Annotated in this window: 7 protein-coding genes; 6 read left to right on the top strand and 1 reads right to left on the bottom strand. The window is 65.2% G+C overall.

Annotated elements, in window-relative coordinates; all coding sequences use genetic code 11:
* Positions 1-70: 70 nt before the first annotated feature.
* The 6 genes from ACQREB_RS07740 (at position 71) to ACQREB_RS07715 (ending at position 7,968) form a co-directional block, all read left to right on the top strand.
* On the top strand, positions 71-814 hold the full coding sequence (locus ACQREB_RS07740) for an esterase family protein (RefSeq protein ID WP_427767332.1): 744 nt from the start codon (positions 71-73) through the stop codon (positions 812-814).
* 61 nt (positions 815-875) lie between these two features.
* Entirely contained in the window at positions 876-2,330 is a 1,455-nt protein-coding gene (der, locus tag ACQREB_RS07735; protein ID WP_427767329.1) for a ribosome biogenesis GTPase Der, read from the top strand.
* Between the two features lie 382 nt (positions 2,331-2,712).
* Positions 2,713-2,970, top strand: a complete 258-nt coding sequence (gene rpsO / locus ACQREB_RS07730; protein WP_427767327.1) for a 30S ribosomal protein S15 — start codon at positions 2,713-2,715, stop codon at positions 2,968-2,970.
* Between the two features lie 173 nt (positions 2,971-3,143).
* Positions 3,144-5,369, top strand: coding sequence for a polyribonucleotide nucleotidyltransferase (locus ACQREB_RS07725; protein WP_427767324.1), 2,226 nt, complete (start codon positions 3,144-3,146; stop codon positions 5,367-5,369).
* Between the two features lie 149 nt (positions 5,370-5,518).
* On the top strand, positions 5,519-7,228 hold the full coding sequence (locus ACQREB_RS07720) for a putative transporter (RefSeq protein WP_427767322.1): 1,710 nt from the start codon (positions 5,519-5,521) through the stop codon (positions 7,226-7,228).
* On the top strand, positions 7,225-7,968 hold the full coding sequence (locus ACQREB_RS07715) for an esterase/lipase family protein (RefSeq protein ID WP_427767319.1): 744 nt from the start codon (positions 7,225-7,227) through the stop codon (positions 7,966-7,968). The genes ACQREB_RS07720 and ACQREB_RS07715 overlap by 4 nt, the downstream gene beginning before the upstream one ends.
* A gap of 223 nt (positions 7,969-8,191) precedes the next feature.
* Here the strand turns inward: ACQREB_RS07715 and ACQREB_RS07710 are convergent, their stop codons facing one another.
* Positions 8,192-13,198, bottom strand: a complete 5,007-nt coding sequence (locus ACQREB_RS07710) for an autotransporter domain-containing protein (RefSeq protein ID WP_427767317.1) — start codon at positions 13,196-13,198, stop codon at positions 8,192-8,194.
* Positions 13,199-13,373 lie beyond the last annotated feature (175 nt).

Here is a 13,373-nt window from a genome sequence, read left to right as displayed (position 1 = left end):
TTTTGAAAACTTTCTTCCGGTATCCTCCTGTCACCTGTCACCGTCCACCCATAACTAATTTTTTTTCAACATGAACGGAAATCTCTTCAAGCAGCACAGCCGCTCTCTCGGGCGGGACATGGAATGCAAAATCTTCGGGAACGCCGGGAAAATCTGCCTCGCGTTCCCGCCGCAGAACGGTCGCTATTTCGATTTCGAAAACTTCGGCATGGTCGAGGCGCTCCGGCCCGAAATCGAAGCCGGAAAGCTCCGCCTCGTCTGCGTGGACGGCATCGACGGCGAAACCTGGTCGGCGAAGGACCTCCCGCCGCGGGAACGCATCGAGAAGCACGAGGCGTGGTTCCGCTACGTGCTCGACGAACTCGTTCCCGCGCTCAAGGCGCAGGACCCGAACGCGCCCGCGACGCTGATGACGACCGGCTGCAGCATGGGCGGCTTTCACGCGGCGAACTTCTTCTTCCGCGCGCCGCAGGTCTTCGACGTCGTCGTCTCGCTCAGCGGGCTCTACCACGCGGGCTTCTTCTTCGGCGACTACATGGACGACCTCGTCTATCTCAACTCGCCCGCGGACAGCCTGCGCAACATGCCCGCCGCGCATCCCTACATGGCGCTTTTCCGCCGCAGCCGCATGATTTTCTGCGTCGGCCAGGGCGCGTGGGAAGACGAGCTGATCGCGAGCACGCGGCTCCTCGAAGGCGTTCTCCGCGACAAGGGCGTTCCCGCGTGGGTCGACTACTGGGGCAAGGACGTCAATCACGACTGGGACTGGTGGCGCCGCCAGATCCGCTACTTCATCGAAAAAATCGCTCTCTGAGCCGCGCGCGTTCCCGCATTGCGTCCGCGGAGGAAATCTGCGAGACTGCGCCGAAAATCATATGGCCAAGCAGAACGAAATTCCGCGCAGCGTCGCCGTCGTCGGGCGCCCCAACGTCGGCAAGAGCCGGCTGTTCAACCGCCTGCTCGGGCGTCGCGTCTCCATCGTGCACGACATGCCCGGCGTGACGCGCGACCTCATCGTCGAGCGCGTTCCCGGGGACGACTACCTGCTCATGGACACGGGCGGCATCGGGCTCTTCACGGAAAAGGAGACGCCCAAGGTCATCGCCGACGCGGTGGAGGAGCAGGTCGCCTTCGCGATTCAGGCGGCGGAGCTCGTGCTGCTCGTGACGGACGTCTCGCAGGGCTGCACGCCGCTCGACCTCGACGTCGCCGCGCGCCTGCGCCGCAGCGGGAAGACGGTGCTCCTCGTCGTCAACAAAGTGGACAACGACGACCGCAAAATGGGGCAGGGCGACTTTTTCCGTCTCGGCTTCGGCACGCCGATTCTGATTTCGGCGGAACACAACCGCGGGCTGGATTTCCTGCGTCAGGCGATTCTGGAAAAAATCGGCGCGCCCGCTCCCGCGGAGGACGCCGCGTCCGCCGCACGCGAGCCCGAGCCGATCCGCATCTGCCTCGCCGGCAGACCGAACGTCGGCAAGAGCTCGCTCGGCAACTGTCTGCTGAAGGAATCGCGCCTCATCGTCAGCGAGGTCGCGGGAACGACGCGCGACCCGATCAAGGCGCGCCTGGACTACACGGACAAGGACGGGAACGTCACGCATTTCGAGCTCGTGGACACCGCCGGCAAGCGCGCGAAGAACAAGTTCGACACGCTGGAGTATTTTTCCGCGCTGCGCACGGACGACGCGATGAGCCGCGCGGACGTGTGCTTTCTCGTCATCGACGCGGAGACGGGCGTGACGCGGCTCGACAAGCAGCTCGCGGGGCAGCTCGTGAAGCTCGGCACGGGGCTCGTCGTCGTCGTGAACAAGTGGGACCTGGCGCGGAAGCATTTCGCGGCGGGAACGCCCGTCGGCGGTTATTCGGGCGAGGAGGAGTTCCGCCGCGCCTTCGCCGCCGCCGTGAACCGCGAGCTCTTTTTCCTGCCCGGCTCCAAGATCATCTTCGCGTCCGCCAAGGAGAACTTCCGCGTGCAGACGATGCTCGCCGAGGCGATTGCGCTCCACGCGCGCATGAACGTGCAGCTGCCGACGGCGCAGATCAACCGCGCGATTCACGACGCGATGGAGGCGCAGCCGCCGCGCATGATCAGCGGCCGCCGCTTCAAGTGCTACTACGCGGTGCAGACGGGCAACAAGCCGCTGCGCGTCCGCCTCTTCTGCAATTCGGAGGAGAAGCTCGACGAGGCCTACGAGCGCTACCTGATTTCGAAGTTCTACGCGGCGTTCGATCTCGGCGGCGTTCCCGTGAAGTTCGACTTCGTCGGCAAGCCGAAGCAGGACCGCGGCGAAAAATCCCGGAGCTCGGGCGGGAACGCCGAATCGTGAAGATGAAGGCGCTGACGGAAGTGACGAGGTTATGAAGGTTATGAGGTTATGGAAGTTCTTTGCGCTCGGCTCCGCCGAAAGGATTTCAAAAAATCTTTTTCGCGAAGCGAAACGCAATCAACCTTCATAACTCCATAACTTCATCACCTCATCACCTTCCCCGCGCATCGCGCGCGAATCGAGATCGGGAATTTTCGCTTGCGGGGAGGCGCGGGAAAGTCCATCATTACTCCCTAATTCGTCGAGTTTCGCGGGGTGTGAGCCTCGCGGAGCCGGAGTTGCGGCGGGCGACCGCCGTGAGACGGCGTTTCAGACTTTCGGGTCCGGGACGCGGCGTTCCCCTTCGGGCGCGTCTTTCAGCTCTGAAAACAAAACAACGAACATGTACGACAAATCCGAAATCATCAGCAATTATAAACTCAGCGAAAAGGACACCGGCTCCTCCGAAGTCCAGATCGCTCTTCTTTCCGCGCGCATCGCTCACCTCACCGAGCACCTCCGCACGCACAAGAAAGACTTCCACAGCCGCCACGGTCTGATCGCGATGACGAACCGCCGCCGCAAGCTCCTGAACTATCTGAAGAAGAACAAGCTCGAAGCTTACGAGGCGATCATTCAGAAACTCGGTCTCCGCCGATAAGCGCAAAAAAGCGTTCCCGCGAGAATTCAAAAGCTCGCGGGAACGCTTTTTGATTTTTCTCTCCGCGCCGCGCGCGCCGCTCTCTTCTCTCTCCCCGCTCCCTTTTTTCCAAACAAAAGAAACAACCCCCGTTCCCGCAATCCCGCGGGGACACAAAGAAAACAAAAAACGATATGCAACAAGAATACAGTGTGACGATCGAAGAATACGGTCTCACGATCAGCACGGGCTCCATCGCCCGCCAAGCCAACGGCTCCGTCACCGTCTCGGTCGGCGGAACGGAAGTGCTCGTCACGGCGACCGCCGCCAACGAGCTGCGCTCTCCCGACCAGGATTTCTTCCCGCTCACGGTCGATTACCGCGAAAAATTCGCCGCCGCCGGGCGCTTCCCGGGCGGCTACTTCAAGCGCGAAGGGCGCCCCTCGGAAAAGGAAATCCTGACGTCGCGCCAGGTGGACCGCCCGCTGCGTCCGCTCTTCCCCAAGGGATTCATGAACGAAGTGCAGGTCATCGGTCTGCTCCTCGCGACGGACAAGACGACGGATCCGGACATCCTCATGATCAACGGCGCGTCCGCCGCGCTGCTCTGCTCGGACATTCCGTGGAACGGCCCGATCGCCGGCGTGCGCATCGGCGAAGTCGACGGCGAGTTCGTCGTCAACCCAACGCACGCGCAGATGGACGAATCCGCGCTCGACCTCGTTTACGTCGGCAACGAGCAGGACATGATGATGATCGAAGGCTCCGCCGACCAGCTGCCGGACGAGCGCTTCATCGAAGCCCTCGAATTCGCGCAGAAGGCGATTCAGAAGATCATCGCCGCGCAGCGCGAGCTCGCCGCCAAATGCGGCAAGCCGAAAAAGGAGTTCCCGCTCGTCATCTGCGACCCGAAGGTCTTTGAGCTCTGCGAAAAGATCGCGAACACGGACGACAAGCTCGCCAAGGCGGTCTATCTGCCGGGCAAGCTCGAGCGCAACGCCGCGGTGGACGCCGTCAAGGCGGAAGCCAAGGAAGCCGTGCTCGCGGCGTTCGGCGAAGACAACGTCGATCCGCGCCACGTCAACATCGCGTTTGAGGAACTGCAGGAAAAAGTCTATCGCGAAGGCATTCTGAACAAGGGCGTCCGCGCGGACGGCCGCGCGCTCGACCAGCTGCGCCCGATCTCGTGCAAGACGGACGTGCTCCCGAGCGTCCACGGCACGGGGCTCTTCCAGCGCGGCGAAACGCAGGCGCTCGTCATCGCGACGCTCGGCACGGGCAAGGACGCGCAGGAGCTCGACGGCCTCGCCGGCGGCCCGAAGTCCAAGACCTTCATTCTGCACTACAACTTCCCGCCGTTCTCGGTCGGCGAATGCGGCAAGTTCGGCTCGCCCGGTCGCCGCGAAATCGGCCACGGCGCGCTCGCGGAACGCTCTCTCGTTCCCGTGCTCCCGAGCGAAGAGGACTTCCCGTACTCGATCCGCCTTTCCTCCGAAATCATGGAATCGAACGGCTCGACCTCGATGGCTTCCGTCTGCGGCGGCACGCTCGCGCTCATGGACGCCGGCGTTCCGATCTCCGCGCCCGTCGCGGGCATCTCCTGCGGCCTCGTGACGCTCCCGGACGAAAACGGCAAGATTGTCAAGCACGTCGTCCTCACCGACATCATCGGCGCGGAAGACCACTTCGGCGACATGGACTTCAAGATCTGCGGCACCGCCGCGGGCATCACGGGCTTCCAGCTCGACCTCAAGATTCACGGCCTGCCGATTGAAATCGCCAAGGAGGCGATCCGCCAGAACCGCGTCGCTCGCGACAAGATTCTCGGCATGATCACCGAAGCCAAGGCGGCGCCGAACGCGACCGTCAAGCCCACCGCGCCGCGCATCCACACCGTCATGATCCCGCCGGACAAGATCGGCGCGCTCATCGGGCCGGGCGGCAAGAACATCCGCCGCATCTGCGAGCTCTCCGGCGCGCAGATCGACATCAACGAGGACAATTCCGGCCGCGTGGACATCTTCGCGACGAGCGAGGAATCCATGCAGCTCGCGATTTCGGAAATCAACCTCGTCGCGGCGCAGATCGAAGTCGGCAAGACCTACAAGGGCATCGTCCGCTCGATCAAGGAATTCGGCTGCTTCGTCGAGTGCCTGCCGGGCCAGGAAGGTCTCGTGCACATTTCCGAGCTCACGGACGAACGCCTCGACAAGGTCGAAGACCTCTGCAAGCTCGGCGACGAAATCATCGTGAAGTGCGTCGGCATCGACGAAAAGGGCCGCGTCCGCCTCTCCCGCCGCGCCGCGATCGCGGAAAAGGAAGGCCGCCCCTACGAGCCGCGCGCCGCTGAACCGCGCGGAGGCGACCGCCCCCGCCGCGGCGGTGACCGCGACCGCGGACCGCGCCGCCCGCGCCGCTGATTTCACGGATTCTTCCGCAAGACGAAGCGTTCCCGCAAAACCCGCGGGAACGCTTTTTTTTCGCGATTCGGCGGGCGCACGTCGGCGCGGGAAAATAAAATTGTTTCGCGGGGCGCGAAGGAGTATTTTCGCGCGCAAGTTTTTTTCGTATGGACTGGATCATCAACCTGTTTTACGCGGACACGAACGGAGTCGCGCACACGGTGCTGCTTTTCTGCATCGCGATCGCGATCGGCATTCCCTTGGGACGCATCAAGGTCTTCGGCATTTCGTTGGGCATCACGCTGGTGCTCTTCGTGGCGATTCTGCTCGGGCAGCTCGGCTTTTCCGTCAACGGGAACGTGCTCCATTTCGTCAAGGAATTCGGACTGATTCTGTTCGTGTTCACGATCGGGCTTCAGGTCGGACCGGGCTTTTTCGCCTCGTTCAAGAAGGGCGGAATGCTGATGAACGGGCTCGCGGCGTCCGTCGTGCTGCTCGGCGTGCTGCTGACGATCGTCTTCCATTTTCTGACGGGCATTCCGATGCCGACGATGGTCGGCGTGCTTTCCGGCGCGATCACGAACACGCCCGGACTCGGCGCGGCGCAGCAGGCGCTCGCGGAAATCGTGAAGACGAATCCGGAGGCGACGGACGGCGCGATCGAGCGGCTCGCGGGAACGCTCGGGCAGGGCTACGCGTGCGCGTATCCGCTCGGCGTCGTGGGCATCATTCTTTCGCTGATCGTCGTGCGCGCGGTCTTCAAGATTTCCCTCGACAAGGAGACCGCTGCGATCAAGGCGCTCGAAAAGGAGCAGGGCGACACGTCCGCCGCGATTTCGCTGGAGGTGCAGAATCCGGCGATCATCGGCAAGAAGATTTCCGAAATCACGCGCCTGTTCAGCCGCCCGTTCGTCATCTCGCGCCATCGTCGCGGCGAGAACGCGCCGACGGTCGCCACGGGCGACACCGTGCTCGCCGCGGGCGACCGCCTCTTCGTCATCGTCTTCAAGGAAGACGCGGAAATGGTCGGCGCGTTCTTCGGCAAGGTCATCAACTGGGGCGTCGAGGACTGGGAGCACATCAAGTCCGCCATCGTGCGCCGGCGCATCATCGTGACGCGCGAGAACATGAACGGGCGCCCGCTTTCGCGCCTCGCCGCCTACACGGCGATGGGCGTGGCGATCACGCGCATCAACCGCGCGGGCGTCGTGCAGGTCGCCTCGCCGACGCTGCGCCTGCAGATAGGCGACCGCGTGAACGTCGTCGGTCCCGAGCACGCGGTGAACGAAGTGGAAAAAGTGCTCGGCAATGAGCTGAAGCGGCTCGACCACCCGAACCTCGTCTCGATCTTCCTCGGCATCGCGCTGGGCGTCTTTTTCGGGAGTATTCCGTTCGCCGTTCCCGGGCTTTCGCAGCCGCTGAAGCTGGGGCTCGCGGGCGGTCCGCTCATCATCGCGATTCTGATCAGCTGCTGGGGCTACAAGTCTCACCTCGTCACCTACACGCCGATCGCGGCGAATCTGATGATCCGCGAAATCGGCATTCTGCTCTTTCTCGCGAGCGTCGGGCTCGGCGCGGGCGACGGCTTTCTGCAGGCGGTGATCGGCGGCGGCTACTGGTGGGTGCTGATCGGCTTCTGCATCACGACGGTGCCGCTGCTCGTCGTGGGCTTCGTGGCGCGCGGCGTTTTCAGACTGAACTATTATTCCGTGATGGGACTCGTCGCGGGCGCGACGACGGACCCGCCCGCGCTCGCCTACGCGAACAGCGTCGCGCAGAACGAAGCGCCGAACGTCGCCTACGCGACCGTCTATCCGCTCACGATGTTCCTGCGCGTGCTCACGGCGCAGCTGCTCATTCTCGTCTTCTGCTCGTGAAGGCGTCCGCCGACGAAAAGCGCGCCGCGAAGCGTTCCCGCGCGGGAACGCTTTTCGACGTGCGCGGCTATTTTCGGCGGGGTTTCGCGTTCGAGGAATTTCCGGCGGCTTCGGACGTTCCCGCGCGCGGAACCGTCGTGCTGATTCACGGCCTGCTGATGCGCGCTCCGTCCATGAACCTGCTCGCGGAACGCTTCGCCGCGGCGGGTTTCCGCGCGTTCGCCTACGATTATCCGACCAGCCGGCTCGGCGTTTTCCGTCACGGAGAGATCCTGCGGGAACGGCTCCGCGCGCTTTTCGAAAAAATGCCGGCGGGAGAGAAGATCTTTTTCGCGACGCACAGCATGGGCGGAATTCTGCTGCGCGTGGCGCTTTCGGAGTTTTCGCGGGAAGAGCTCGCGCGCGTCGCCGCGGTCGCGATGTTCGCGCCGCCGAATCAGGGCTCCTTCTGGCCGGAACGCGTGCGGAAAATCTTCCCGCCCGCGCGCTTTCTGTGCCGCTGCCTGCCGGATCTGCGCCACACGGAAGATTCGCCGCTGCGCCGGATTCCGCTTCCGAAAAACGGAGCGTTCCCGCCGCTGCTGATCGTGCGCGGCGAACGCGACGCGAAGGTCGCGCCGCAGTTTCTGCCGCTTCCCGGCGTTCCCGCGCGCGTCGTCTCCGCGCCCTGCGGGCACGCGGCGCTGCGGCGCTCTCCCGAAGCCTTCGCGCACGCCCTGAAGTTCTTCACGGCGTCTTGACCCGGAAGATAACGGATGGTGGATAACGGATAGTGGATAATGAATAGTGAATAGTGGATGGCACAGGTCCCGACGGGGCGGCTGTTGATCAGCGTTCCCGTTGCCTTTTTGGGAAGCGACTTTCCAGTCGCTTGTTGAAGTTTTTTTTAAGGAAATTTTCTTTGAAGGATTCCGAAAAGCGACAAGAATGTCGCTTCTCCAAAAGCGCGCGAACGCGCGCGCCTCACCACGTGAAGCGCACGCCGACGTTCGCGTTCAGGTTCGTCTCGTCTTCGCGGAGCTCCGTCGAAACGCCGCCGAAGAGAGCCGTGTTCCCGCTCAGCGGAAGCGACGCCGTCGCGCCCAGCTGAAGCGCATAGCGCGAAGGATCGTCGTAGCCCTGCCTGAAGCCCTCGCCCGTGTCCGCGAACGAAGCGTCCACGCCGCAGCTGCGCTCGCCGAACTCCGCCGTGAACAGCGCGTACGCGCCCACGCGCGCCTTCGCCGCGTCCGTGAACGGATTCGCGAACTCGAAATCCGCGCGAGCGCCCGCGCCCGCGAGCCACGTGAGCGCGTCCTGGTCGCCGATGCGCAGCGCCGCGTCCGCGCCGCTTTCCGTCCAGCCTTCGATCGTGTTCCACGCCGCGCTCAGGCTCGCCACCGGCGAAACTTTCGCCCAGTCCGCGACCGCGAACGCGTACGACGCCTCGTAGCTCAGCGCCGCCGTGAAACCGAGCGTGTCCCCGCGCGTCCGCCCCGCGTAGCCCGGGAACGCGACCGCGCGACGCGTCTCGTAATCGTGACGCGCGAACGAAAGCGCCGCCGTCTGCGTGAGCGGACCTTCTTCCCGCCGCGCGTAGAAACTCGCCGAAAGCGCGTCGTCCGCGATCTTCGCCCCGCCGACTTTCTGCTCGGAATCCTCGTAGCCGAGCGCCGCGCCCGCCGTCCAACCGGACGCGAACGCGCCCTCCACGCCCACGTGCGCGCCGTGCATCCGACGCGTCCACGAGGCGCGTTCCCGCGACGCGTCCACGTCCGTCCAGCTGCCCGCGTACTGCGCCCACGCCGCGAGCTCCGTCTCCGCGCCGAGGCGCGCGCCCGTTCCTGCCGCGTTCATCACGCCGCGCAGACGGTTCCACGCCCCGTCAATCTGCGCCGGCATCATCGACGCCGCGTGCGCCGCCCCGAGCGCGTCGAGCGCCGCGAGCGTGTCGTGCGGATTCGTCAGCGCGTTCAGCGCCGCGCCGTAGCCCGAAGCCGTTCCCGCGAGCGTCGCCGCCTGCGCCGTCGCGCGCTGCGCCGACGTCGTCTCGAGCGGGAAAACGCCCGCCGCGAGCGCGGCCGCGCCCAAGCCCGCCGAAGCCGTCGTGCCGTCCGCGCTCAGCGCGATATTCACCAGGTCGAACTCGTCCGCCAAAACCAGCGCGCCGTAGCCGTGCGCCACGTCGCCCTCGACGAGCGTCAGCGTCACGCCGTCCGGCGCGGCGGCGAGCGCGTTCACGTCGAGCCCCGTTCCCGCGCGCAGGAGCGCCGTCGCGAAGCTCAGATCCGCGCCGGAGCCGACGCGCAGCACGTCGTATTCGTTCGCCGAATACACGTCGTGCACGATCGTCGTCGTTCCCGCGGAAGCGTTCCGCGCGCGCAGCGAAAACGCCTGCGCGGAAGCGCCGCCCTGCACGAGCGCGCCCACGGAAACCGTCGCCTTCGCGTCGTGCCCGCCGAGCTCGAGCGTCGTTCCCGAGCCCAGCGTCAGCGTTCCCGCGATCGTCGCGCCGTCGTGAGCGGTCAGCGTTTCATTTTCTGAGAAAAATCCGAGCGAGCCGCCGAACGTCGCGCCTGCGCTCAGCGTCGCCGCGCCCGCGGAAATCTTCAACGTTCCTGCGAAATCCGCGCTCGCGCCGAGCGTCAGCGCGCCCGCGCCCGTCTTTTCGACCGTTCCCGAGCCGCGCAGAGTTTCGAGCGAAAACGCGTTCCCGCCCGTCAGCGTCACCGCGCCGTCCACCTGCAGCTTGTCCACGACCGCGCCTGCCGTGTCGATCGTCAGCGTCGCCGTCGCGTCCATGTTCACGGTGAGCGACTCGCCCACGGAAACCTTGGAAAAGTCCGCCGTCAGCGCAGCGTCCGAAAGCAACCGAATCGTGTCCGCCGAGAGCGTTCCCGTCGTCTTCGTTTCGCCGCCGAGATTCAGATCCTTCATTGCTGAAACGTTCACGTTCCCGCTCACGCCGCCGTGCAGCGTCACCGTGCCGCCTTCGATCGTGCCGTCGCCGTCTTCGATCTTTTCGACGACTTCGAGCGTCTGATCCTCGTTGCGGAACGCGTTGTGGAGCTTCGCGCCGCCGCTCAGCTCGAGCGTCTTCGTCTTGAACGAAAGCGCCGCCGAAAGCCACGCGCCGTTCTTCAGCGAAATCGTGCTCGCGGAATCCACGCGGATCGTCGATGCCGCGATGTAATCGACGACGAACGCGCCGTTCTCGCCGACCGAAATCAGGGCGCCGAGTCCGTCGCTCTGCTCCCAGTCCGTTCCCGTGAGCGTCAGCGTGCCGTCGATCCGCGCTTCGCCCGCGCCGACCTGACCGCTCAGCGTCGCTTCCGCGCCGGAGGAAATCACCAGCTTCCCGTTCGCGACGACGTCGCCGCTCGTGCGCGTCGCGCCGTTCAGCGTCAGCGTGCCCATGGCGGTGACCGCCGTCGTCCCCGAAAGTCCGTTCAGCGTCACGTCGCCGCCCTTGATCTTGCCCGCGCCGTCCGCGATCGCGGTCGTCACTTCAAGCGCGTTCCACGTCGTGCCTTCACCTTCGCCGGTCTTCGCCGTCAGCAGCGCGTCGCCGTGAATCTCCAGCGCTTCGAGCGTCGTGCCCGCCGCCTCGAGCGTCACGGTCGTCGTGCCTTCCTCGGCGGCGTTTTGATCAAAGGCGTTGATCCGGATTTTCGAAACCGTCCCCGCGAGCGTCGCCGTCGCGCCGTGCGACGCGTCAAGCGTGCCGGAAATCGCGCCGTCCGCCGTCTGCGTGAAGTTCGCGCCCGAGCCGGCGACGCTCACGTTCGCCGCGCTTCCGGAAAGCGTCGCCTCCGCGTTCACCACGGAAAGCCGCCCGCTCACGGAGCCGGAAATCTCGCTCGCCGCGAGGTCTTCCGCCGCGTTCTCGTCGCGTACGACGCGCACCGTCTCCGCCTCGCCCGCGAGATTCACGCTCGAATTTTCCGCGTAGAGCGAGCGGACGGTCGAGTCCGCCGACGCCGTCAGCGTTGAGCCGTTCGTCAGCTCGAGGTGATTCGCGATCGTTCCCGCGATTTCCGCCCTGCCGCTTTCGACGTAAACCGCCGCGCCGATGCTCGCGCCGCGTTCCAGAACGAAGGTCGAATCGACGACGTCCACCGCCGTCGCGCTCAGCGTCGCGCCTTCGGTCTGCGTCACGACCGCGCCCGAGCCGATTCTGACGCGGTCCGCCGCGTTCTCGCCGTCGAGCGAGAGCGTGCCGCCCGTCGCCGTCAGCGTTCCCGCGATCGTCGCGTTCGAGAGATTCAGCGCGTTCGTCGCGTCGCCGCTCAGCGTCACGTTCCCGGTCAGCGTCGCGCCGGAAACGCTCACCGTCGCGCCCGTCGAGTCCGCCGCGAAAACGACGTCCGCCGTCGCGTCCGTGTTCACTTCGAACATGCCGCCCGAGCTCATCGTCACGTTGCCGAGTTCGCGCGAAACGCCCGCCGCGCCGTCGAGCGTCAGCGTGCCGGAAACTTCCGTCGCGCCCGCGGAGACCGCGCCCGAAAGCGTCGCCGTGCCGGAAACGGCGAGCGTTCCCGCGACGATTTCGCCGCCCGCGTTCGTCGTTCCCGCGAGCGTCAGCGCGTCCGTTCCCGCGTCGAGGTCGCCGTCGAGCGTCAGCGCGGAGCGGATCGTCGTCGCCGAGGAGTCCGACGTCAGCGCGAGTTTCGTTCCCGCGCCGAGCGTCAGCGCGCTCGTCGCGTCGTCCGTCCAGTTTTTGACGTTCAGCGTCACGCCCGAGCCGGAGAGCTCGACCGTCGCGCCGTCGAGAAGCTTGAACCCGCCGTCGAACGTGTTGGACGCCGCGCCTGCGTTTTCGAACTTCGCCGTCGTTTCCGCGCCTTTCACCGTCGCCGTGCCGCCGACGTAATTGACCGCGCCTCCGGTGAACGTGACTTGCGCGCCGCCGCTGATTTCGAGCGTGCCTCCGGCTCCGCTCGAGGGCACGAGCTCGACGCCGCCGCCGAAGGAATACGTTCCCGCGTCCGTGATGACGACGTAGAGCGCGCGCAGGTCGTTCGCCTCGCCGTCCGCGGTGTTGCCCGAAAACGTCGACTCGGAGCCGTCGCCCCAAAATTTGACGTAGCCTTCCGCGTAAATCGCGCCGCCGGCGGTTGCCGCCGTGTTGTTTTCGAAAGTCGTCTTGCCCGAGACGAGGACGTTCCGGTAGGCGAAAATCGCGCCGCCGGCGGTCGCCGCCTTGTTGCCGGAGAAGAGCGTCTCGCCCGAGACGGTGACGTCGCCGCCCACGTCGCCGAAAAGACCGGACGGGAACATGACGAATGTTCGAATCGCGCAGATCGCGCCGCCGTAAGAGACGCCGTTGGGCTGGGTCGTCTTGTTGTTCGTGAAAGTCGTCGTGCCCGAAACGGAAACGTTTCCGGCGTACGCGAGAATCGCGCCGCCGCTGCCCCACACATTCGACTGCGCCTTGTTGTTCGAGAAAGTCGTCGTGCTCGAAACGGCGACGTCGCCCACGTCGGCGAAAACCGCGCCGCCGCGATTCGAAGAAGCGCAGTTCTGAATCGTCGCGTTGTCGCCGACGATTCTGATTCCGTCCCAAGAGGTCTGCGCGAACGGGTTGGTCGCGTAGCTCGTGAGCGAGAGATCTTTCAGATTCAGCGTCAGCGCGCCGGTGTCGACGGAAATCCCCGACGCCTCGACCTGCGTCCCCGCGACGGCGGACTGCAGCGTGAGCGTCGTGTCTCCCGTGAACGAGAGCGAGCCGCCGCTCACCCGGCCGCTCGAGAATTCGACGACGTCGCCGTTTTGGACGGAAGCCGCGACGTCGCCGAGCGAGTCGCCCGAAGCGCGCTCCGTCGTGCCGTCGGATTCATAGACGGTGACGTTCGCGGCGCGCGCGGGAACGGCGGAAACGCCGAGCGCGATGGCGGCCGCGAGCAGGAACGCGGGAACGCCCGCGGCGACGGTGCGTCGCGAGCGCGCGACGGAACTGAAAAAGTTTGAAGAACGGCTGCGTGACTTCATGGCGAAAATTTTCCTTTCGTGAGCGCGATTTTAAGATTTTTTCCGAAAATCCCGCGAGTGAAAATCCGTCGCTTTCGCCGCAGATGCCGCGGATGAGCGCAGAAGCCCCGACGGGACGAAATCGCTCAGCGTAGTTTTTTTACCCTACGAAAACTTCGCCTCCAAAAAACGCTTC

Source organism: Candidatus Spyradosoma sp. SGI.093 (genome assembly GCF_050314555.1).
In the GTDB taxonomy this organism is placed as follows: domain Bacteria; phylum Verrucomicrobiota; class Verrucomicrobiia; order Opitutales; family UBA953; genus Spyradosoma.
The sequence above is the reverse complement of the archived record's forward strand: the minus strand, read 5'-3'. Positions and strand labels throughout refer to the sequence as shown.

Bases quoted from the DNA above. Each gene is read 5' to 3' on its own strand.
- ACQREB_RS07720 (WP_427767322.1), top strand. From the start codon at position 5,519: ATGGACTGGATCATCAACCTGTTTTACGCGGACACGAACGGAGTCGCG.
- ACQREB_RS07740 (WP_427767332.1), top strand. From the start codon at position 71: ATGAACGGAAATCTCTTCAAGCAGCACAGCCGCTCTCTCGGGCGGGAC.
- ACQREB_RS07725 (WP_427767324.1), top strand. From the start codon at position 3,144: ATGCAACAAGAATACAGTGTGACGATCGAAGAATACGGTCTCACGATC.
- ACQREB_RS07710 (WP_427767317.1), bottom strand. From the start codon at position 13,198: ATGAAGTCACGCAGCCGTTCTTCAAACTTTTTCAGTTCCGTCGCGCGC.
- der (WP_427767329.1), top strand. From the start codon at position 876: ATGGCCAAGCAGAACGAAATTCCGCGCAGCGTCGCCGTCGTCGGGCGC.
- rpsO (WP_427767327.1), top strand. From the start codon at position 2,713: ATGTACGACAAATCCGAAATCATCAGCAATTATAAACTCAGCGAAAAG.